The following is a 21,172-nucleotide window of genomic DNA, read 5'->3' as shown; positions in this document are numbered from 1 at the left end:
CAGTGGTCTAAACCAATTTGGGTCCGATAGGGTTTGTCATCGAGGTATTCAGCTCGCCATCACGTACGAGGAGATCGGTTCCCGTGAGCATCCGCGTAGGCGTCAACGGCTTCGGCCGCATTGGCCGCAACTTCTGGCGTGCGGTGGCCGCCAGTGGCAAGGACATCGAGATCGTTGCGGTCAACGACCTGACCGACAATGCGACGCTCGCCCACCTGCTGAAGTACGACAGCATCCTCGGCCGCCTGCCCTACGAGGTGAAGGCATCCGGCGACGAGATCATCGTCGACGGCAAGGCGATCAAGGTCTTCGAGGAGCGCGACCCGGCCAAGCTGCCGTGGGCCGACCTCGGCGTCGACGTGGTGCTGGAGTCGACCGGCCTGTTCACCGACGCGGCCAAGGCCAAGGTGCACGCCGACAACGGCGCCAAGAAGGTCATCATCTCCGCTCCGGCGAAGAACGAGGACGTCACGATCGTGGTGGGTGTCAACGACAACACCTATGACGCCGCCAAGCACACGATCATCTCCAACGCCTCCTGCACCACCAACTGCCTGGCTCCGCTGGCGAAGGTCCTCAACGACGCCTTCGGCATCGAGAAGGGCCTGATGACCACGATCCACGCCTACACGCAGGACCAGAACCTGCAGGACGGCCCGCACAAGGACCTGCGCCGCGCCCGCGCCGCCGCCGTCAACGTGGTGCCCACCTCGACCGGTGCGGCCAAGGCCATCGGCCTGGTGCTGCCCGAGCTCAAGGGCAAGCTCGACGGGTTCGCGATGCGCGTGCCGATCCCCACGGGCTCGGCCACCGACCTGACCGTCGAGGTCTCCCGTGACGTGACCGTCGAAGAGGTCAACGCCGCGTACAAGGCCGCCGCCGAGGGGCCGCTCAAGGGCGTGCTCAGCTACACCGAGGACGAGATCGTCTCCAGCGACATCGTCACCGACCCGCACTCCTGCATCTTCGACGCCGGCCTGACCAAGGTCATCGGCAACCAGGTCAAGGTCGTCGGCTGGTACGACAACGAGTGGGGCTTCTCCAACCGCCTCGTCGACCTCATCCAGCTGGTGGGCGCGGACCTCTGATGCGTACGCTCGACGATCTTGATGTGAAGGGTCGGCGCGTGCTCGTACGCGCCGACCTCAACGTCCCACTCGACGGTGAGACGATCACCGACGACGGCCGCATCCGTGCCTCGGTGCCGACGATCAAGGCTCTGACCGGCGCGGGCGCGAAGGTCGTCGTCTGCGCTCACCTGGGCCGCCCCAAGGGCCGCCCGAACCCCGCCTTCTCCCTGAAGCCGGTCGCCGAACGCCTCGCCGAGCTGCTCGGCGAGGACGTGGCCTTCGCCACCGACGTGGTCGGCGACAGCGCGCGCGGCGTCGTCGACGCGCTGGGCGAGGGCCAGGTCGCCCTGCTGGAAAACCTGCGGTTCGAGCCGGGCGAGGAGTCCAAGGACGACGCCGAGCGGGGCGCGTTCGCCGAGAAGCTGGCCGGACTCGCCGAGCTCTACGTGGGCGACGGCTTCGGCGCGGTGCACCGCAAGCACGCCAGCGTCTACGACGTGCCCCGGCTGCTGCCGCACGCGGCGGGCGGGCTCATCGTGGCCGAGGTCGAGGTGCTCAGAAGGCTCACCGAGGACACCGAGCGCCCCTACGTGGTGGTGCTGGGCGGCGCCAAGGTCTCCGACAAGCTCGGCGTCATCGCCAACCTGCTGGCCAAGGTCGACCGGCTGCTGATCGGCGGCGGCATGGCCTACACCTTCCTCAAGGCGCAGGGTTACGAGGTCGGCAAGTCGCTGCTCCAGGAGGACCAGCTCGACCAGGTGCGCGGCTTCCTCAACGAGGCCGCCGAGCGTGGCGTCGACCTCGTGCTGCCCGTCGACGTGCTGGCCGCGACCGGCTTCGCCGAGGACGCGCCGCACGACGTGGTCGAGGCCACCGCCATCCCGGCCGACCGCGAGGGGCTCGACATCGGGCCCAGGACCCGTGAGCTGTTCGCGGCCAAGCTGGCCGATGCCAAAACCGTCTTCTGGAACGGCCCCATGGGCGTCTTCGAGTTCGACGCCTTCTCCGGGGGCACCCGGGCCGTGGCCGAGGCGCTGATCAGGGCCGAGGCCCTGACGGTGGTCGGTGGCGGTGACTCGGCGGCGGCCGTGCGCAAGTTCGGCCTGCCCGAAGACGGCTTCTCGCACATTTCCACCGGTGGCGGAGCGAGCCTCGAATATCTCGAAGGCAAGACCCTCCCCGGACTCGCCGCCCTGGAGGACTGACCGTGAGAAAGCCGCTCTTCGCCGGCAACTGGAAGATGAACCTCAATCACCTTGAGGCCATCTCGCTGGTCCAGAAGCTCGCCTTCGCCTTGACCGACAAGGACTTCGACAAGGTGGAGGTGGCCGTCCTGCCGCCTTTCACCGACCTGCGCAGCGTCCAGACGCTCGTCGACGGCGACAAGCTGCGCATCGTCTACGGCGCGCAGGACCTGTCCCAGCACGACGCGGGCGCCTACACCGGCGAGATATCGGGCGCGATGCTGGCCAAGCTGAGCTGCACGTTCGTCCTGGCCGGCCACTCGGAGCGGCGCCAGTACCACCACGAGGACGACGACCTGGTCAACGCCAAGGTGCAGGCGGCGTTCCGTCACTCGCTCACGCCGATCCTGTGCGTGGGCGAGGGTCTGCCCGTGCGCCAGGCGGGCGAACACGTGTCACATTGCCTGAACCAGCTTGACGGTGGACTGCGCAAGATCTCCGCTGAGCAGGCACAATCGATAGTGGTGGCCTACGAGCCGGTGTGGGCGATCGGCACCGGCGAGGTGGCCACTCCCGAGGACGCCCAAGAGGTCTGTGGAGCGCTGCGAGGCAGACTCGCTGAGCTGTACAACCCCGAAGTGGCCTCAGCAGTACGTATCCTCTACGGAGGGTCAGTGAAGTCGGGCAACATCGCTGGGATCATGGCTCAACCCGATATCGACGGCGCCCTCGTGGGCGGTGCCAGCATCGATGCCGGGGAGTTCGTAAAGATCTGCCGTTTCTCCGATATGTCCGGCTAACTGAGTCGTTCCGGGGGTGCGACTTGACAACAAGCCGTACCCTCTAGAGGCAAGTTTGAATCGTCACGCGTGACAGAGCATTGAAGGACTAGGCATACCGTGGAAATCGGAATCTCCATCGCCCTCATCTTGGCGAGCTGTCTCATGATCCTGCTCGTCCTGCTCCACAAGGGCAAGGGTGGCGGCTTGTCTGACATGTTCGGCGGCGGTTTCTCGTCGAACTTCGGTGGTTCCTCGGTGGTGGAGCGTAACCTCGACCGGCTGACCGTCATCACGGGCACCGTCTGGTTCGTCTGCATCATCGCTCTGGGCCTGCTCCTGCGGCCCTGAGTCAGGTTGACGCGTGACAGTGATTCTCCCCCCGTGTGTCACGGGGCGATCGAGCGAGGAGTTCATCCGTGGGTAGTGGCAACGCGATCCGTGGCAGCCGTGTCGGCGCCGGCCCGATGGGGGAGGCCGAGCGCGGCGAGGCAGCTCCGAGAGTGCGGGTCTCGTTCTGGTGCGCCAACATGCATGAGACGCGTCCCAGCTTCGCCAGCGATGCGGCGGTGCCCGAAATGTGGGACTGCCCACGCTGCGGTCTCCCGGCCGGCCAGGACGAGCAGGCCCCGCCTGCCCCGCCCCGGAACGAGCCGTACAAGACGCACCTCGCTTATGTGAAGGAGCGCAGGAGCGACAAGGACGGCAAGGCGATCCTCGAGGAAGCGCTGGAGCGTCTCCGCAACAACAAGTCTCCCTGGTAGGAATAGCAGGATCTTGTTAGCTCAGAAGTACGTATGTCAGTAGGGCCCCGGCACCGCGCCGGGGCCCTACTGATGTTCAGGAGCCTGGTTGGCGTCGTAAGGCCGAGACGCGTTCGCGGACCTGGTCCAGGCGGCGTTCGAGCTCCGGGAGGAAGCGCGGGTCGAGCGAGTCCCGGTCCGTGGTCAGGCGGTGGGCGGCTTCCTCCGTGACCTGTTCCACCAGCCGCAGTACGTCGGCTCGGCCGCTGAGGTAGCCCTCGCGTACGGCGGCGGCCTGCTCGGCGGCCAGTTCGTGGTCCACCCCCGTGGTGTCCAGGTCCAGCAGGTCGCGCACTCCCGAGGCGCCGATGGTGAACGCCAGCGGCCACACCAGCCCCGCCAGGTCGGTCCAGTGCAGCGGTACGGGCAGCAGCCACCCGCACACCGCGAGGATCGACGCCAGCCAGGCCACGGCCGCGATCCGTCGTCCCAGCCCCAGGTCGCGCCAGTACACGACCGTCAGCGGGACGGCGAAGAGCATCGAGTGCAGGAACGGCATCCGGGTGAGCCCCCCGGCGGCCATCGTGCGCATGAGCGACGTCGAGACCAGCGCGTCCACCGCGCCGAAGCAGAGCCCCGCGGCCAGCACCCGCGCGTGCGCCGCCGTGCCCCGGACGACGATGCTCCGGTGCGCCCAGAGCGCGACCAGCAGCCCGGTCAGCGTGAGGGCCGCGCCGGCCGGGAGCGGCACGCCGTCCATGTCGCGCCACGAGTGGCTGAGTGAACCGATGGCGCCCAGCGCGATGGCGATCGGTCCCGCGTCGAACGGTGGAGTGTTCGGGCGGGCATCCTCGGGCAGCACCACCCTTCTGGAGCCGATGCGCAGCTCCTGCCGTCGTCCGAGTGGCCGCGGCTGGTCCGCGGTGACGCTGAGCACGCCCGTGGGGGCCAGGCGAGCCAGGGTGTCGTGCAGCGCGGCGGTCTGCGCGGGGGAGAGCAGCAGCGAGCCGCTCCCGGCCGAGGGGCGGAACTCCACGTCGCGGGAGAGGTCCGGATCGGCCAGGTTGTGGCGCTGTTCCCAGCGCAGCAACGCGACCGCCAGGTACTCGGCGTGGTCGGCCGTCTCCTCCGCCAGCCGTTGCCGCCAGGCCGACAGAGGTGACGCCACCGGGCGGCCCGGCCCCGCCAGCAGCGGCCAGGTGCGGGTCAGCAGGTCCACCACGGTGTCGGCGCCCATGGCCACGCTGTGCCGGCCGGCCAGTTCGGCCTGGCTCCTGGCGGCCTGCCGCTCCGCCGCGGCCACGCGGAGCCGCTGCCGCAGGCGCCCGCGCAGGTAGCGGCCGATGAACACGCCGCCCGCCACGCCGCCGGCGGGCCAGAGGAAGGGCGCGAGACTGTACGGCCAGCCCGCCACGGTCAGCGCCACGTTGGTCACCGCCCCAGAGGCGAGGGGAACGGCCAGTGCCGCCCAGCCGCGCTCCAGGGCCAGCTCGTACGCCAGGGGCGCGGCCAGCAGGGCGGGGGCGTCGATCGGGTCACCGGCGAGTGCGGACCAGACGGCCACGTCGGCGACGTCCAGCGCCAGCCGTACCGGGGCGGGGATCCTGTGGCGTCTGAGAGCGAGGAACACCAGCACGTCGTACAGGCACGAGGCGAGCAGGGTGAGGGCCGCCACGGGCGGCGTGAGGGTCTTCCAGAGGGTCACGCAGATCGTCACCCGCGAGGCCAGCCGCAGGTTGAGGAACAGGCGGATCGCGGTGAAGGAGGTGGACCGCGCGGTTCCGCTGAGCGGTTCACTCATCCGATGGCGACGGAGGTGGCGGTGGCGATGGTGAGGGCGGGGGCAGGGGTTGCAGCGGAGGTGACGGGGGCGGGGGCGTTTTCACTCTTGTCGCCCACGTCAGGAACCGGGCGATCTGCGGCAGTGACGGCAGCGACTGGGCGCGGTCCGGAACCCGGCCGTCGGCGGTCATCGCCGCGAGCCGGGCCTGCCGGTTGAACCGCTCGCGTAATCGGAGCCAGGCCCGCGACCGGGGGCCGGCCCGTTCGCCCAGCCGTTCCGGCAGGTGTTCCGCCAGGGCGTGCGCCACGGCCGCGTTGACCCGGCTGGCGGCCGAGACGCCGAGCCTGATCTCCTCCTCGGGGTCGGCGGGTCCGGGCACGGCTCCCGAGGGGGCGAGGACGGCGGCGCGCAGGCGGGCCGCGTCGCCGAGCTGGCTGCGGTGGTAGAAGTAGTCGGCCCTGGCCTCCCGCATGCGCCGCCGGACCGCGCCGTCGAGGAAGTGGCCGGTGAGCACGATGACCGTGGTCTGGCGGCGGCTCCGGACCCGGCGGACGGCCTCGACGACCGCCACACCGGGGAAGTGGTCGTCGGGGCACCGCTCGTCGGCGGCGTCCACCAGCACGACGTCGACGCCCTCGTACGACCAGCCGGCCGCCGCCCGGTGGCCGAGTCCCGCGACCACCTCCACACCCGGTGTCTCCGACAGGATGGCGACGATGCCGGTGCGGCTGATGTCGTCGTCGTCCACGACGACCACGCGCTTGCCGTGTGTCCCCGTCACACGGTCATTAGACTCCGGCCCCGCCGGCTAGTGCCAGATCCTGATGACCAGCGCGCCCGCGTTGTCGCCGAGGCAGCGGTCCTGATCGTTGATCCTCATGAGCAGCCGGCCGCTGGTCGTGGCCCGCCAGCTCCGGCGCGCGCCCAGGGCCCGCGAGCCGCTCTTGACCCGGGACAGGAGCCGGGCGTACGGGGAGTCGTCGCGGATCTTGCAGCCCTGGTAGATATGGGAGTCGGTGTCCCAGTCGTACCCGCTGGCTCCCACCCACGGGAAGGAGTTGTGGTCGACCGTCCAGCTCCCGCCCACCTGCTGGACCCGGACGAGGTCGCCGCCGAACACGTAGATCCCGGTGTCCTGCCAGCCGCGCCTGGACGTGATGACCACGTCCTGGCTTCGCCGGCTCGTCGCCTGGGCGACTCCGGGAATGGTCACCGTCATCGCGCAGGCGAGCGCCGCGACGGCCCACGTTCGCCGCATCACCATGTCAGCCTCCGTTCGAGTCGGAGGCGACCGTACCCGGGAAGGGTGCGCGTTCTGGAGGACCGGATCGCGCGGTCATCCCTCGTGTACGGCGACGCCGTCCACGAACGTCATGCGCGCCCGAGTCGTCCAGATGTCGCGCTCCGGCAGCTCGAACGGGTCGCGGTCCAGGACGACCAGGTCCGCCGGGCGGCCCGGCTCGATCACGCCGGCGGGTGAGCGATTGATCCAGGCCGAGCCCGCCGTGTACGCCGTCAGCGCGGTCGCCAGGTCGAGGCGCTGGCCGGGCAGGAACGGGGTCTGCGCCGTCGGGTAGCCGGCGTGCACCGAGCCGCCGGGCTCGGTGCGGTTGACGGCCACGTGCACGCCCTGCAGCGGATCGGCGCTCGAGACCGGCCAGTCGCTGCCCGCGCAGAACCTCGTGCCGTGGGCGAGCAGGTCGGCGAAGGGGTACTGCCACGACGAGCGGGGCTCGCCCAGGAACGGCAGCGTCAGCTCGTCCATCTGCGCATGGTGGGTCGCCCAGAGCGGCTGCAGGTTGGCCGTCACGCCGAGCGCGGCGAAGCGCGGCACGTCCGACGGCTCGATGATCTGCAGGTGGGCGATGTGGTGCCGGTTGGCGGGGGAGGTGCCTTCCAAGCTGTCGAGCGCCTCGCGGACGGCCCGCTCACCGATCGCGTGGACGTGCACCTGGAAGCCGAGCCGGTCCAGCTCCGCCACGTACGTCCTCAGCTTGGCCGGGTCGACGTAGGACAGGCCCGTGCCGCCGCAGAGGCAGTAGGGCTCCAGCGTCGCGGCCGTGAAGTTCTCCGTGATGCCGTCCTGCATGATCTTCACCGAGGTCGCGCGGAACCGGTCCAGCCCCTCCGCCGAGGCGCGCCGCGCGGCCAGGTCGTCGAGCTGCTCGAGACCACGGGTCCGGTCCCACCACAGCGCGCCCACCACGCGGGCCCGCAGCCTGCCGGAGCCGGCCGCCGACACGTACGTGGGCAGCTGGTCCACCGAGCCCGCGTACGAGCCGACGATGGCGTCCTGCCAGCCGGTGATGCCGAGCGAGAACAGGTGGCGCTCCGCCTCCGCCAGCGCCCGGTCCAGCTCCTGGGCGGCGGGGCGGGGGGTGAGCAGGCCGACGAGGTCCATCGCGCCTTCGTGCAGGACGCCGCTGGGCGTGCCGTCGGCGTCGCGCTCGATCCGGCCGTCGGCGGGGTCGGGGGTGGCGGCGGTGACGCCGGCCAGCTCCAGGGCGCGGGCGTTGACCCAGGCGGCATGGTGGTCACGCTGGATGAGGTAGACGGGCCGGTCGGCGAAGGCGAGCTGGTCGCGGTGCGGCAACCCACCCGGGAAGGCCGACATGTCCCACCCGCCGCCGTCGATCCACTCTTTTTCCAGATTTTTCGCCGCATAGTCGGCGATCTTCGCCAAGTAGGCATCGAGTCCGTAAATTTCGGATAGATCGCACTTGGCGCGCTCCAGGCCCGCCTGCACCGGATGTATATGAGCATCGGTGAACCCGGGCACCAGCAGGCCGCCCTCCAGGTCCACGGTCTCGTGGCCCGGCGCCAGCCGTACCAGCTCCCGCTCGTCGCCCACGGCGGCGATCACGCCATCGCGGACCAGCACGGCCTCGGCGAAACCGGTCTTCGCGGTGAAGACGCGTCCCCCTCGGAAGAGCGTGTGCATGGTGCTCCCAGATCTCGATGAAAGGTCAGTGACCGGTGATGAGGTCGGCCACGCGGGCCAGCACGGACGTGCCCGGCATCGACCGCTCCCGATGATCGGCCATCCGGTACAACCGGTACATCGTGTGCACCCCCAGCCAGCGCAGCGGCTCCGGCTCCCAGGCCCGCACCCGGCGCCCCACCCACGGCAGCGCGGTCAGCGCCGTCCGCTCGCCCAGGACGAGGTCCCGCAGCGTACGGCCGGCCAGGTTGGCCGTCGTCACCCCGTGCCCGGTGTAGCCGCCCGCCCAGCCGAGGCCGGTGGCCGGGTCCACGTGCACGGTGGAGCACCAGTCGCGCGGCACCCCCAGCACCCCCGACCACGCGTGCGCCACCGAGGAGGAGGCCGCGGCGGGGAAGAAGTCGATCAGCAGTTTCCAGAGCGCCTCGACGGTCCGCTCGTGCGTGTGCCCCCTGGCGTCCACCCGCGAACCGTACAGGTACGGCCGGCCGCGCCCGCCGAAGCCGATGCGGTCGTCGGCGGTCCGCTGCGCGTACATGTAGTAGTGGGCCATGTCCCCGAGCAGCTCCGACCCCTGCCAGCCGACCGTCTCCCAGAAGGAGGCCGGCAGCGGCTCGGTGACGATCAGCGAGCTGTTCATCGGCAGCCACTGCCGCCGCAGCCCCTTCAGCCGCGAGGTGAACCCCTCGGTCGCGCGGAGCACGTGACGCGCCCGGACCGTCCCGAACGGCGTCACGGCCCGCCCCGGGGCGATCTCCGTGACCGGCGTCCGCTCGTAGACGGTCACCCCGAGCTCGCGTACGGCCCGCGCCAGCCCCTGTACCAGCTTGGCGGGCTGGACCCGCGCGCAGTGCGGGCTCCAGGAGGCGGCCACGGCCCCCGCCACCCGCAGCCGCTCCGCGGGATCGACCAGCCGCAGGTCGCTCTCCTCGATGCCCCAGGCGCGGGCGGCCGACACCGAGGCCCGCAGCCGCGCCGCCTGGGCGGGAGTGCGGGCCACGTTGACCACGCCGCCCTTGACGACGTCGGCGTCGATGGCCTCCTTCTCGCAGACCCCGATCACCTCGTCGATCGAGGCGTACATCTCGCGCTGCAGCCGCCGCGCCGCCTCCGCCCCGTGCGTCGCGGCATAGCGCTGGTGCGATCCGGCCAGGTCACCGGTCAGCCAGCCGCCGTTGCGCCCCGAGGCCCCGAACCCGGCGAAGTCCTTCTCCAGCACCACCACGTTCAGTGACGGCCGCGCCTGCTTGAGGTAGTAGGCGGTCCACAGTCCCGTGTAGCCCGCACCGACGATCACGACGTCCGCCTGGAGGTCGCCGTCGAGGCGTGGACCAGGGGACGGCACGCCGGAAGAGCGGTACCAGAAGGAGACGTCGCCGTTCACGAATCCGGACGACAAGGAGACTTGCCCGTTCATGGCCGTTATCCTCCTATACGCCGCAACTCCCTACGAAACTCGCATTCGAAACACGGCGGTAGCGGACAGGTAACACCTCCCCGGCATCCTCTTCGTATGGGATTCTTGCGCATTCGCACGACGGTGGACGAGCGTCCGGGACGGCTGGCCTCCCTGGCCGCGGCCCTGGCCGACAAGGGCGGCAACATCCTCGGCCTGAGCGTCCAGTCGGATGCGGATGGCACCGTCGACGAGTTCGTCGCCGACATCCCGGCCGGCCCGGAGGCGGTGCGCGAGGCCCTGGAGGCGGCGGGTGGACGCCGGGTCCAGGTGGTCCCCGCCACGGCGCACGAGCTGACCGACGAGCCCACCCGCGCGCTGCTGCTCGCCTCCCGGTTGCGGACCATGCCGTGGCGGCTGCCGGAGTTCCTGGCCGAGCTGCTGCGCGCCGACGATGCCCGGTGGATCTATGGTGAAGCCGTGAGTGATCTTCCCGACCCGACCCTGCTCGTGGTGCCCGTAGCGGCCAAGCGGGCCGTCCGTCTGCGCCGCGCCGAGCTGCCCTTCACGCTGACCGAGGCGGCCAGGGCGGCCTCCTTCGTCCGGCTCGCGCAGCCGCCGGTGGAGCAGAGCGCCGGCGAGCCCGTGATCAGGCTGAGCGACGGTGAAGAGGTCACGGTCCGGCCGCTCACCTCGATCTACCGCGAGGCCGTACGCGACCTGCACGACAGGTGCTCTCCCGAGGCCCGCAGGTTCCGCTACTTCACCTCGATGCCCGCGCTGCCGGCGCGGATGTTCGACCGGCTCTGCGACCGCAGCCGCGGCCACTCGATCGTCGGCGGGCACGACGGCCAGGTGGTGGCCATGGCCTCCTTGATGTTCACTCCCGATCCCGGCATCGCCGAGATGGCCTTCCTGGTCGAGGACCGCTGGCAGGGGCGCGGTCTGGGCACGGCTCTGGCCCGATCGCTGGTGCGCGAGGCGCGTGATCTCGGCTACGCCGAGGTCAGGGCCACGATGCTGTCCGACAACGTACGGATGCGGCGGCTCCTGCTGTCGCTGGGCGCCACGCTCGGCTACACCGAGGACCCGGGCGTGATCGAGGCCAGGCTGCCGGTCGGCGCCCTGGCGTCAGCCTGACTCCCGCTCGCCTTCGTCCGGCCCGGATTCCCGCTCTGCGGATTCCGGGGCGGGCGGCGCCTGGTCGGGCCGCTGGATGCCCAGGTGGCGCTCGATCCGGTCGAGGCTCTCCTGGATCTGGGTGAGCCGCTCGCCGAGCATCGAGCCGGCGGCGAAGAACATCTCACTCGGCCGCTCCTTCGGCCCCTGGCCGAGCCGGGTGAGCACGCGGTGCCGCAGGTCGCCCAGCTCCACGCCGCGATCCACGATCGCGCGGACGGCGAGCCCCTCGCCCTCCCTGATCACCCCGAGCAGGATGTGCTCGGTGCCGATGTAGTTGTGGCGCAGCTGCAGGGCCTCGCGCAGCGAGAGCTCCAGGACCTTCTTGGCGCGCGGGGTGAACGGGATGTGCCCGCTCGGCGCCGTGTCGCCCTGGCCGACTTCGCGCTCGACGTACGCGCGCACGGTCCCCAGCTCGACGCCGAGGCTGTCGAGCGTCAGCGCCGCCACGCCCTCGCCCTCGTGGATGAGGCCGAGCAGGATGTGTTCCGTGCCGATGTAGTCGTGGCTCAGCATCCGCGCCTCTTCCTGGGCGAGGACGACGACCCTTCGGGCACGGTCGGTGAAGCGCTCGAACACCGGTGGTCCTCCGTTCGAGTGGCGTGCCTCCACTATGCGCTACAAACCAGCCGATGTGGGGTATTTGACCAGTGTGGATCTTGACGAGGTGGCCGGTCGCCTGTATGCGCTCCCGCCGTCCGAGTTCACCGCCGCACGCGCGGCCGAGGCCCGTACCGCCAAGGACGCGGGCGACGTACGGCTGGCCCGCGACATCGCCGGGCTGCGTAAGCCCACGGTGTCCGCCGCGGCCGTGAACCGGCTGGTCCGCGAGCATCCGGACGACCTCGGTGAGCTGCTGGCGCTCGGGGCGCGGTTGCGCGAGGCGTGGGAGGCGCACGACGCCGAGGCGCTGGCGGAGCTGACCCGGCGGCGCGGCGAGCTGGCGGGGGCCCTGTCCCGGCTGATCAGGCGGGACGCCGCTCTGTCGGCCGCCGCGGCGGCCGAGGCCGAGCAGACGCTCGACGCCGCCGTCGTGGACGCGGGCGCGGCCGAGGAGGTACGGCGGGGCCGGCTGGCCAAGCCGCTCAGCTACAGCGGCTTCGCCCCGGCCCCGGTGCCGCGCGGCAGACCTGCCAAAAGGCCGGTGGACTCGGCCGCCGAGGCGAACCGGCGGGAAGAGGCCGAGGCCAGGAAGGCCGCCGAACGTCAGGAGGCGCGCAACGCCCACCAGGAGTGGGTCGCCGCCCTGGAGCAGGCCGGGAAGGAGCACGACGAGCGCGCCGAGCGGGTCGCCGGGCTGGAGCGGAAGCTGGCCAAGGCCCGCAAGAGGCTCGCCGAGAGCACCCAGCGGCTGGAGGTCGCCCAACGGGAGGAGCGGCACGCGCGGCAGCGGGCGGAGCGTTAGAGTGTACGAAACGGTTCCGTACACCTGGAGTGGTGATGACCTGGACCCCCGCCGACATGCCCGGCCTGAGCGGCAAGACGGCCATCGTGACCGGCGCCAACAGCGGCATCGGCCTGCCCACCGCGCTCGAGCTCGCCAGACACGGCGCCCGCGTCGTCGTGGCCACCCGCTCGGCCGCGAAGGGCGGCGCGGCCGTGGCGGAGATCCGCCGGGCCGTCCCCGGCGCCGAGGTCGAGCACGGCACGCTGGACCTGGCCGACCTCGCATCGGTCAGGAGCTTCGCGGCCGGCGTCGACCGGGTGGACCTGCTGGTCAACAACGCGGGCGTCGGCATGATCCCGCGACAGCTGACCCGTGACGGCTTCGAGATGCAGTTCGGCACCAATCACCTGGGCCACTTCGCGCTCACCGGCCTGCTGCTGCCCCTGCTGCTGTCGCGGCCCGGCGCGCGGGTGGTCAACGTCTCCAGCGACGCGCACAAAATGGGCAGGCTGGACTTCGACGACCTGGGCCTGGAGCGTGGCTACAAGAAGATGAGCTCCTACGGCCGCTCCAAGCTGGCCAATCTGCTCTTCACCCTGGAGCTCCAGCGACGCGCTCAGCGGTCCCAGGTGGACCTGGTCAGCGTCGCCACCCACCCTGGTGCCACGGCCACCAACTTCTTCACGCTGGGGCCGCTACAGCCCCTCGTGGGGGTGTTCCTGAAGGGCGCGGCGGCCGGTGCGGTGTCCTCCCTGTACGCGGCCACCTCGCCGGAGATCCACGGCGGGGAGTTCGTCGGTCCCAAGACCCAGCTGCTCACGCCGTCGAAGGCGGCCCGCTCCGAGCAGCTCGCCGCCGAGCTGTGGGACGTGTCCACGCGGCTGACCGGCGTACGATTCGACGAGATCACCTACAGCTGAAGGACGGGCACGTGGCACCACTCGACCCCGAGCGGGAGCGGGCCATCCTCGACGCGACGCTGGCGCTGCTGTCGGAGATGGGCTACGACCGCATGTCGGTCGATCAGATCGCCAGGCGGGCCAAGGCCAGCAAGGCCACCATCTACCGCCGGTGGGCGGGCAAGCCGGAGCTGGTGGTCGACGTCATCTGCCGCCGGTTCGACATGGACACGCCGGCCGCCGACGACACCGGTTCGCTGCGCGGCGATCTCGCCTCGGTGTTCGGCGGCCTGTGCGGGTCCGTCGAACGCAAGCACGGCCTCATCATGGGGCTGTCGTCGACGCTGGTCTCCCACCAGGAGCTGGCCAGGACGCTGCGCGAGCACATGCCGGCCAAGGATCTGGGCGGGGTGGCGGCGCTGCTGGAGCGGGCCAGGGAGCGCGGCGACCTGCCGGGGCCGGTGGATCCGGGCCGGCTGTTCGGGGTGGCGGAGGCGCTGGTCTGGCACCGCATGATCTTCCTCGGGCCGCTGTTCGACGACTCCTTCGTCGCGGACTCGGTGGACACGGTCCTGCTGCCACTGGTCCACGCCTGGTCGCAATGAGCGCGGAACCTCACATTTTTGTGTGAAATTTCGCCTCAAACTCTGTTTTGGGGTGAAATAGCGGGCTTATGGTCGTCGCCATGACGACCCCCACCGACGCCTTCATCGACGCCCTGCCCAAGGTAGAGCTGCACGTACACCTGGTCGGCTCCGCCTCCGTGGCCACCGTCCTGGAGCTCGCCCGCCGCCACCCGGGCGGCCCGGTCCCCACGACGGAGGAGGAACTGCGCGCCTTCTACGCCTTCCGCGACTTCCCCCACTTCGCGCAGGTGTACGGAGCCGTCAACGCGCTGGTCCGCGAGCCGGAGGACGTCGCCACCCTCGTGCTCGGCCTGGCCCGCGACCTGTCCTCCCAGGGCGCCCGCTACGCCGAGCTGCAGGTCACCCCGTACGCCCACAGCATCGTCGGGATGCCCATGCGCGAGGTCACCGAGGCGCTCGACCTGGCCGCCCGCCGGTCCGCGACCGACCACGGCGTGGAGATGGCCTACATCTTCGACATCCCCGGCGAGTTCGGCGAGGAGGCGGCCAAGATCACGGTCATGCACGCCTTGGAGGAACCTCCCGCCGCATTGGTAGGTTTCGGCCTGGGCGGGATCGAGCAGAGCCGCCCGCGGTACCGTGACGCCTACCGGGACGCCTTCGCGGCGGCGCGCGCGGCGGGCCTGCACAGCGTGCCGCACGGCGGCGAGATGACCGGTCCCGAGAGCGTCTGGGAGGTCATCGAAGGGCTGGGCGCCGAGCGCATCGGCCACGGCATCTCCTGCCTCCAGGACCCGCGCCTGGTGGCCTACCTGCGCGAGAGGCAGCTCCCGCTGGACGTCTGCCCGACGTCGAACGTCTGCACCGGGCAGGTGGCCCGCATCGAGGACCACCCGCTGCCCAGGCTGCTGGAGGAGGGGCTGTTCGTCACGCTGAACAGCGACGACCCGCCCATGTTCGCCACCACCCTGGCCGGGGAGTACCGCGTCGCCGCGCGCGTGTTCGGCCTCGGCGAGCCGGAACTGGCCCGGCTCGCCCGCAACGGCGTGCACGCGTCCTTCCTGGCGCCGGAGCGCAAGCAGGCGCTCCTGGCCGAGATCGACGCGCTGACCGGCTGATACGGCTCAGGGGGAGGCGATGCGGCCCAGGCCCGGCGGGAGCTTGGCGGCGGCGGTCCTGTCGAGCAGGAACAGCGTCCGCCCCCGCCCCCTGGCCCCGGCCGCGGGCACCTGGACGGGCCCGGAGTCGGACAGCGCCAGTCGTACGGCGCCTGACTTCTCCTCGCCCGCCGCCACCACCCACACCTCGCGCGAGGCCTGGATCGTCGGCAGCGTCAGCGAGATGCGCGTGGGCGGCGGCTTGGGAGCGCCGTGGACGGCCACCACGGGCCGCGTGTCGTACAGCGCCGGCATCCCGGGGAACAGGGACGCCACGTGCGCGTCGGGCCCGATGCCGAGCAGCATCACGTCGAAGTTGGGCACCGGTCCGTGATCCTCCGGCCGGGCCGCCTTGCGCAGCTCGGCCGCGTAGGACTCGGCCGACTCCTCCGCCGACATCCCCGAGTCGGGCCCGCGCATGACGTGCACCCGCTCGGGGTCGAGCTCGACGTGGTCGAGGAGCGCCTTGCGGGCGCCCGTCTCGTTGCGCTCGGGGTCACCGGCCGGCAGGAAGCGCTCGTCGCCCCACCAGATGTCGAGGCGGTGCCAGTCGACCGCGTCGCGCGCCGGCGTGGCGGCGATCGCGGCCAGCGTCGCGTGGCCGACCGTGCCGCCGGTCAGGACCAGGGACGCCGACCCCTTGGCCGACTGCACGTCGACCAGCCGGGTGATGATCCGCGCCGCCACGGCCTTGGCGAGGACGTCGCCGTCACGATGGACGACCACATTGGGAACGCTCACGAACTCACTCTTTCACGATCGGCACCCACCGGCCGGGCGCGACCCCCGGGACAGGGCCCGCGCCGGCCGGTGGGAGAGGGGTCAGGACTTGTGCGTGCGGGCCAGCCGCTTGACCGCCACCCCGTAGATCTCGTCGGAGTCGAGCCGCCGCAGCTCCTCCGCCAGCAGCTCGGAGGTCTGCCGCCGGGCCAGGGCCACGATCCGGTCCGGCTGGCCGGGCCGCGTCAGCGTCGCCAGCCTGGCGTCGCTCCTGGACACCGTCAGCTCGCCGTCGGTCATCGTGAGCCGTACGGCGGTGATGCCGGGCCCGCTGGACTCGCCCACCTTGACCGGCGCGCCGAGGCGTTCCGACAGCCACGCGGCCAGCAGCGGCGCGCTCGGGTTGCCCTCGGAAGCCTCGACGGAACCCTTGTGCAACTGGCCCGCGGGCTGGTCGAACGCCGCCGCCAGCAGGCTGCGCCACGGCGTCAGCCGGGCCCAGGACAGGTCCGTGTCGCCGGGGGCGTAGCCCTTGGCCCTGGTCATCAGCGACTTGAGCCCGCCGTCGTGCGCGGACCTGGCGTCGGAGATGCGCCGCTGGGCGAGCATCCCGATCGGGTCCTTGGACATCACGTCGGGCGCCAGGCCCGGCCACCAGGCCACGACCGGCGTGTCGGGCAGCAGCAGCGGGCTGACCACCGAGTCGGCGTGCTCGGTCAGCTCGCCGTACAGCCGCAGCACGACCACCTCGCCCGGCGTGGACTCGCCGATGCGCAGCTCCGCGTCGAGCCGGTTGGTCTCGTCGGACTCGCGGTTGATCACCACGATGATGCGCGAGGGGTGCTCGCGGGCCGCCTCGCTGGCCGCGCGGAGCGAGTCGTACTGGTCGCGCTCCTCGCAGACCACGACCAGCGTCAGCACCATCCCTATCGCCGGCGCGCCCATCTGGTGGCGCAGGTGCGTGAACTGCGCGGAGATCTTCCCCGCCGTCGTGTCGGTGAGCATAAAGGTGGTCATCAGAGTCTCCTCCACACACGACCGTCACGGGCCATCATCGCGTCGGCGGACTCCGGCCCCCACGCGCCGGACGGGTAACCCTCGGGCTGGCCCTGCGTGGCCCAGAACTCCTCGATCGGGTCGAGGATCTTCCACGACAGCTCGACCTCCCGCTGGTGCGGGAAGAGCGGCGGGTCGCCGATCATCACGTCGAGCAGCAGCCGCTCGTACGCCTCGGGGGACGACTCCAGGAAGGACTCGCCGTAGGCGAAGTCCATCGAGACGTCGCGCACCTCCATGGCCGTGCCCGGCACCTTGGAGCCGAACCGCACGGTGATGCCCTCGTCCGGCTGCACCCTGATGACCAGCGCGTTCTGGCCGAGGATCTCGGTGTCGTCCTTGCTGAACGGCAGGTGCGGCGCCCGCTGGAACACCACGGCCACCTCGGTGACCCGGCGGCCCAGGCGCTTGCCGGCACGCAGGTAGAACGGCACGCCCGCCCAGCGCCGGTTGGCGATCTCCAGCTTGATGGCCGCGTACGTCTCGGTGATGGAGTCGGCGGAGATGCCGTCCTCCTGCAGGTAGCCGACCACCTTCTCGCCGCCCTGCCAGCCCGCGTCGTATTGTCCGCGGGCGGTGTTGAGCCCGAGGTCGGACGGCAGCCGCACGGCCTTGAGCACCTTCTCCTTCTCCCGGCGCAGCGCGGAGGCGTCGAAGGACGTCGGGTCCTCCATCGCCACCAGGGCGAGCAGCTGGAGCAGGTGGTTCTGGATCACGTCGCGGGCCGCGCCGATGCCGTCGTAGTAGCCGGCCCGGCCGCCGATGCCGATGTCCTCGGCCATGGTGATCTGCACGTGGTCGACGTAGCTACGGTTCCAGATGGGCTCGTAGAGGTTGTTGGCGAACCTCAGGGCCATGATGTTCTGGACGGTCTCCTTGCCCAGGTAGTGGTCGATCCTGAAGATCGAGCTCTCCGGGAAGGCCGAGGTGGTGATCTCGTTCAGCTCGTGCGCCGACTTCAGGTCGTGCCCGAACGGCTTCTCGATCACCACGCGCCGCCACGACCCGTCGGGCGCGTCGGACAGCCCGGTCCGCTTGAGCTGCTCCACCACCACGGGGAAGAACTTCGGCGGCACGGACAGGTAGAACGCATAGTTGCCGCCGGTGCCCCGGGTCTCGTCGATCTCCTTCAGCGCCATCGCCAGCGCGTCGAACGCGCCGTCGTCGGAGAACTCGCCGGGCACGAAGTGGATGCCCTCGCGCAGCTGCTTCCAGACCTCCTCGCGGAAGGGCGTCCTGGCATGCGCCTTGACGGCGTCATGGGTCACCTGGGCGAAGTCCTGGTCCTTCCAGTCCCGCCTGGCGAACCCGACCAGCGAGAAACCGGGCGGCAGCAGCCCCCGGTTGCCCAGGTCGTAGATCGCCGGCAGCAGCTTGCGCTTGGCCAGGTCTCCCGTCACGCCGAACAGCACCATGACACAAGGTCCCGCCACCCGGGGCAGCCGCTTGTCGCGCGGATCGCGCAGCGGATTGGCGGCCGCCACTTCGATGGTGGTGGAGGTGCCCGCGGCTGAGGTGGCTATCGTGGCCGCCGCCGTGCTGTCAAGGGCGGCCTCCTCCGGAGGTGCTTCGGGCTCTGTCATCTCAAGCCTCCTGTGCGGCTTCGAGCAGGTACGCGACTCCAGCCGCGCGATCGGTCAAATGCAGGCGTACGGTCGGCCGCCCGCGCTGCAGCAGTGCCCCGAGGTCGCCGAGCGCCTGCGCGAGCTGAAGCTCACCCAGCGTGTACGGCCTGCCGGGCACCGGCACGTCGTCGGCCACGGCGCCGGTGATCAGCAGGAACACCCCGTTCTGCGGGCCGCCCTTGTGATATTGGCCGGTGGAGTGCAGGAAGCGCGGCCCCCACCCGAAGGTGACCGGCCGGTCGGTGCGCAGGGCAAGCAGCGCCCGGAGCGTGGCCGGGTCGGCCGCCATCCACGCGTCGGTCATCTGCTCGAAGTCCGCGCCGTCAGGGACGAACACATCGAAGGCCGACAGCCGGTCCAGGTACGCCATCACGGCCAGGTAGCCGTCATCGGGCACCGCGTGGAGCAGCTCGCTCAGCACGCCGGGCAGATCCTTGGCGCTGGTCGAGCCGTAGACCTCCACGGGCCCGTCGACCAGCACCGGCTCACCCAGCGGCAACGCCTCCATGTCGAGCAGCGCGGCCGTACTGGCCTTGGACTCGGCCACGTTCGGCTGGTCGAACGGGTCGATCTCCAGCAGCAGCCCGGCCACGGCCGTGGCGTACTCCCAGATGAGGAACTGCGCGCCGAGCGGCCCCTCGACGCGCACGTCGCCGTCGTCGGAGTCGATCCCGACGACCAGCTCGTCACGGGCGCCGTTCGGCTCGGCGCCGACCACCGGCAGGATGCCCACGCCGTCCTTGCCCGTGGACTCGGCGACGAGCTGCTCGATCCACTCGGGCAGCCCGCTGATCGAGGACAGCCGGTCGTCGAGTATCAGCTTGTCGCGTCCGGCGAGCGCCGCTCCGCCGAGCGCCGCGCCCAGGTCGAGCCCGGGGTTGCCGGTGTCGAGCGAGAGCAGGGGCAGGACCTCCTCGGCGTCGTCGAGCAGCCGTTTCACATCGGCTCCGGCCAGCGCGCTCGGCACCAGGCCGAACGCCGACAGCGCCGAGTAGCGGCCGCCCACGTCGGGCGCGGCCAGCACCACGGGGTAGCCGGCGTCCACGGCCGTCCGCTCCAGCGGCGAGCCCGGGTCGGTGACGACCACGATCCGGCCGGCCGGGTCGATGCCCGCCTCGCGGAAGAGCTCCTCGTAGACGCGCAGGTGGCTGTCGGTCTCGACCGTCGAGCCGCTCTTGCTGGCCACGACCAGGATCGTGGTGTCGAGCGGCTCCTCCAGCGCCCGTCGCACCTGGCCCGGGTCGGTGGTGTCCAGGACGGTCAGCGGTACGTCGGCGGTCGCGCAGATCACCTCGGGCGCCAGCGACGAGCCGCCCATGCCGGCCAGCACCACGTTGGTCAGGCCCTCGGCGCGCGCCCGCTCGGCCAGCTTGCCGAGCTCGGGCAGCAGCTCGCGCGAGGTGCGTGGCAGGGTCAGCCAGCCCAGCCGGACGGCCGCCACCGCCTCCGCGTCCGCGCCCCACAGCGTGGGATCGCCGGCGGCGAGCCGCGCGGGCACGCCATCGGCGACGAGCCGCCCCGCGGCGGAGGAGGCGGCCTCGGCCACCCCCTCCTCGCGGTACGAGACGGTCATCAGGGGACCAGGTTCTTGCTGACGCTCTCGAGGAGTTCGTTCCAGGAGGTCTCGAACTTCTCCACGCCCTCGTCCTCCAGCACCTTGACCACGTCGTCGTAGTCGACGCCCGCCTCCTTGAGCCCGGCCATGGTGTTCCACGCGTCCTCGTAGAAGGGGCGCACGGTGTCGCCGGTGATGACGGCGCCGGCGGCGGTCGCGTCGAGCGTCTTCTCCGGCATCGTGTTGACCGTGCCGGGGGCGACGAGCTGGTCAACGTACATCGTGGGCGAGTAGTCGGGGTTCTTGACGCCGGTCGAGGCCCACAGCGGGCGCTGCGGGCGGGCACCGGCGGCGCGCAGCCGCTGCCAGCGCTCGGAGTTCATCACTTCCTCGAAGGCGGCGTAGGCCAGGCGCGCGTTGGCGATGCCGGCCTTGCCCTTGAGCTCCGGCCGGCCGAGCTGGTCGAGCCGCTTGTCGATCTCGGTGTCGACCCGGCTGACGAAGAACGAGGCCACCGACTCGATCGTGCCCAGGTTGAGGCCCTTGGCCTGGGCGGCCTCCAGACCGGCCAGCCAGGCGTCCATGACCGCGCGGTAGCGCTCCAGCGAGAAGATCAGCGTGACGTTGACGCTGATTCCCTCGGAGATCGCCTGCGTGATCGCGGGCAGCCCCTCGAGCGTCGCCGGGATCTTGATGAACAGGTTGGGCCGGTCGACCAGCCACCACAGCGCCCGGGCCTCGGCCACGGTCTTCTCGCTCTCGCGGGCCAGCCGGGGGTCGACCTCCAGCGAGACGCGGCCGTCGACGCCGGCGGTGGCGTCGTAGACCGGGCGCAGCACGTCGGCGGCCCAGCGGATGTCATAGGCGGTGATGGCGCGTACGGCCTCGCCGATCTCGACGCCACGCACGGCCAGGTCGTGCAGCTGGGCGTCGTAGGCGTCGCCCTTGCTGAGCGCGCCAGCGAAGATGGTCGGGTTGGAGGTGACGCCCACCACGTTCTTCTCGCGGATCAGCTGCTCCAGGTTGCCCGTGCGCAGCCGCTCCCGGCTGATGTCGTCCAGCCAGATGGACACGCCCTGGCCGGAGAGCTTGTTGAGGATCTCACTCATTT

At 71.1% G+C, this 21,172-nt stretch carries 20 protein-coding genes and 1 pseudogene; 10 read left to right on the top strand and 11 right to left on the bottom strand.

Annotated features, from left to right (window positions below; translation table 11 throughout):
- Window positions 1-83 precede the first annotated feature (83 nt).
- The 5 genes from gap (at window position 84) to KME78_RS10470 (ending at window position 3,797) form a co-directional block, all read left to right on the top strand.
- A complete protein-coding gene (gap, locus tag KME78_RS10490; RefSeq protein WP_219528584.1) occupies window positions 84-1,088 on the top strand; it encodes a type I glyceraldehyde-3-phosphate dehydrogenase in 1,005 nt (334 codons plus the stop codon).
- A complete protein-coding gene (locus KME78_RS10485; protein ID WP_219528583.1) occupies window positions 1,088-2,275 on the top strand; it encodes a phosphoglycerate kinase in 1,188 nt (395 codons plus the stop codon). The genes gap and KME78_RS10485 overlap by 1 nt, the downstream gene beginning before the upstream one ends.
- Entirely contained in the window at window positions 2,272-3,054 is a 783-nt protein-coding gene (gene tpiA / locus KME78_RS10480; protein WP_246650894.1) for a triose-phosphate isomerase, read from the top strand. The genes KME78_RS10485 and tpiA overlap by 4 nt, the downstream gene beginning before the upstream one ends.
- Before the next feature lie 99 nt (window positions 3,055-3,153).
- The gene (gene secG / locus KME78_RS10475) at window positions 3,154-3,384 is read left to right on the top strand and encodes a preprotein translocase subunit SecG (protein WP_214636246.1); all 231 of its coding nucleotides are present in this window, start codon (window positions 3,154-3,156) and stop codon (window positions 3,382-3,384) included.
- Between the two features lie 68 nt (window positions 3,385-3,452).
- Window positions 3,453-3,797 carry an RNA polymerase-binding protein RbpA gene (locus tag KME78_RS10470; RefSeq protein ID WP_214636247.1) on the top strand — a complete coding sequence of 115 codons (345 nt, stop codon included), beginning with the start codon at window positions 3,453-3,455 and terminating at the stop codon, window positions 3,795-3,797.
- Between the two features lie 76 nt (window positions 3,798-3,873).
- On the opposite strand, the gene KME78_RS10465 is transcribed toward KME78_RS10470, so the two are convergent.
- The 5 genes from KME78_RS10465 to KME78_RS10445 all read right to left on the bottom strand — a co-directional run bounded on the left by KME78_RS10465 (window position 3,874) and on the right by KME78_RS10445 (window position 9,917).
- Window positions 3,874-5,577 carry a hypothetical protein gene (locus KME78_RS10465; protein ID WP_219528582.1) on the bottom strand — a complete coding sequence of 568 codons (1,704 nt, stop codon included), beginning with the start codon at window positions 5,575-5,577 and terminating at the stop codon, window positions 3,874-3,876.
- Window positions 5,570-6,340 (bottom strand): hypothetical protein, encoded by a 771-nt coding sequence (locus tag KME78_RS10460; RefSeq protein WP_219528581.1) that lies wholly within the window; start codon window positions 6,338-6,340, stop codon window positions 5,570-5,572. The genes KME78_RS10465 and KME78_RS10460 overlap by 8 nt, the downstream gene beginning before the upstream one ends.
- A gap of 27 nt (window positions 6,341-6,367) precedes the next feature.
- Complete coding sequence (locus KME78_RS10455) at window positions 6,368-6,823, bottom strand: hypothetical protein (protein ID WP_219528580.1); 456 nt, start codon at window positions 6,821-6,823, stop codon at window positions 6,368-6,370.
- A gap of 72 nt (window positions 6,824-6,895) precedes the next feature.
- A complete protein-coding gene (locus KME78_RS10450) occupies window positions 6,896-8,500 on the bottom strand; it encodes an amidohydrolase (protein ID WP_219528579.1) in 1,605 nt (534 codons plus the stop codon).
- 25 nt (window positions 8,501-8,525) lie between these two features.
- A complete protein-coding gene (locus KME78_RS10445) occupies window positions 8,526-9,917 on the bottom strand; it encodes an NAD(P)/FAD-dependent oxidoreductase (protein WP_219528578.1) in 1,392 nt (463 codons plus the stop codon).
- Between the two features lie 96 nt (window positions 9,918-10,013).
- On the opposite strand from KME78_RS10445, the gene KME78_RS10440 reads away from it, so the two are divergent.
- Window positions 10,014-11,036 carry a GNAT family N-acetyltransferase gene (locus KME78_RS10440; protein ID WP_219528577.1) on the top strand — a complete coding sequence of 341 codons (1,023 nt, stop codon included), beginning with the start codon at window positions 10,014-10,016 and terminating at the stop codon, window positions 11,034-11,036.
- Between the two features lie 117 nt (window positions 11,037-11,153).
- Here KME78_RS10440 and KME78_RS64090 read toward each other — a convergent pair.
- Window positions 11,154-11,654 (bottom strand): annotated as a pseudogene (locus tag KME78_RS64090) (Clp protease N-terminal domain-containing protein); the annotation flags it as partial.
- A gap of 73 nt (window positions 11,655-11,727) precedes the next feature.
- Between KME78_RS64090 and KME78_RS10430 the strand changes: the two are divergent.
- The 4 genes from KME78_RS10430 to add all read left to right on the top strand — a co-directional run bounded on the left by KME78_RS10430 (window position 11,728) and on the right by add (window position 15,066).
- A complete protein-coding gene (locus KME78_RS10430) occupies window positions 11,728-12,480 on the top strand; it encodes a hypothetical protein (RefSeq protein WP_219528575.1) in 753 nt (250 codons plus the stop codon).
- Between the two features lie 35 nt (window positions 12,481-12,515).
- Window positions 12,516-13,382: an oxidoreductase gene (locus KME78_RS10425; RefSeq protein WP_219528574.1), complete on the top strand. Its 867-nt coding sequence runs from the start codon at window positions 12,516-12,518 to the stop codon at window positions 13,380-13,382.
- A gap of 11 nt (window positions 13,383-13,393) precedes the next feature.
- Window positions 13,394-13,966 carry a TetR/AcrR family transcriptional regulator gene (locus tag KME78_RS10420; RefSeq protein ID WP_219528573.1) on the top strand — a complete coding sequence of 191 codons (573 nt, stop codon included), beginning with the start codon at window positions 13,394-13,396 and terminating at the stop codon, window positions 13,964-13,966.
- Between the two features lie 80 nt (window positions 13,967-14,046).
- Window positions 14,047-15,066 carry an adenosine deaminase gene (gene add / locus KME78_RS10415; protein WP_219528572.1) on the top strand — a complete coding sequence of 340 codons (1,020 nt, stop codon included), beginning with the start codon at window positions 14,047-14,049 and terminating at the stop codon, window positions 15,064-15,066.
- Between the two features lie 6 nt (window positions 15,067-15,072).
- Here add and pgl read toward each other — a convergent pair whose 3' ends face one another.
- The 5 genes from pgl to tal form a co-directional block, all read right to left on the bottom strand.
- Window positions 15,073-15,846, bottom strand: coding sequence for a 6-phosphogluconolactonase (gene pgl, locus KME78_RS10410; protein ID WP_219528571.1), 774 nt, complete (start codon window positions 15,844-15,846; stop codon window positions 15,073-15,075).
- 81 nt (window positions 15,847-15,927) lie between these two features.
- Entirely contained in the window at window positions 15,928-16,842 is a 915-nt protein-coding gene (locus KME78_RS10405; protein WP_219528570.1) for a glucose-6-phosphate dehydrogenase assembly protein OpcA, read from the bottom strand.
- Window positions 16,842-18,464, bottom strand: a complete 1,623-nt coding sequence (zwf, locus tag KME78_RS10400) for a glucose-6-phosphate dehydrogenase (RefSeq protein WP_246650778.1) — start codon at window positions 18,462-18,464, stop codon at window positions 16,842-16,844. The genes KME78_RS10405 and zwf overlap by 1 nt, the downstream gene beginning before the upstream one ends.
- 1 nt (window position 18,465) lies before the next feature.
- Window positions 18,466-20,079, bottom strand: coding sequence for a phosphoglucose isomerase-related protein (locus KME78_RS10395; RefSeq protein WP_219528569.1), 1,614 nt, complete (start codon window positions 20,077-20,079; stop codon window positions 18,466-18,468).
- Window positions 20,079-21,170 carry a transaldolase gene (gene tal, locus KME78_RS10390; RefSeq protein ID WP_219528568.1) on the bottom strand — a complete coding sequence of 364 codons (1,092 nt, stop codon included), beginning with the start codon at window positions 21,168-21,170 and terminating at the stop codon, window positions 20,079-20,081. The genes KME78_RS10395 and tal overlap by 1 nt, the downstream gene beginning before the upstream one ends.
- Between the last annotated feature and the right edge of the window lie 2 nt (window positions 21,171-21,172).

Origin of the sequence: Nonomuraea guangzhouensis (assembly GCF_019396345.1) — a bacterium.
GTDB lineage: Bacteria > Actinomycetota > Actinomycetes > Streptosporangiales > Streptosporangiaceae > Nonomuraea > Nonomuraea guangzhouensis.
The sequence above is the reverse complement of the archived record's forward strand: the minus strand, read 5'-3'. Positions and strand labels throughout refer to the sequence as shown.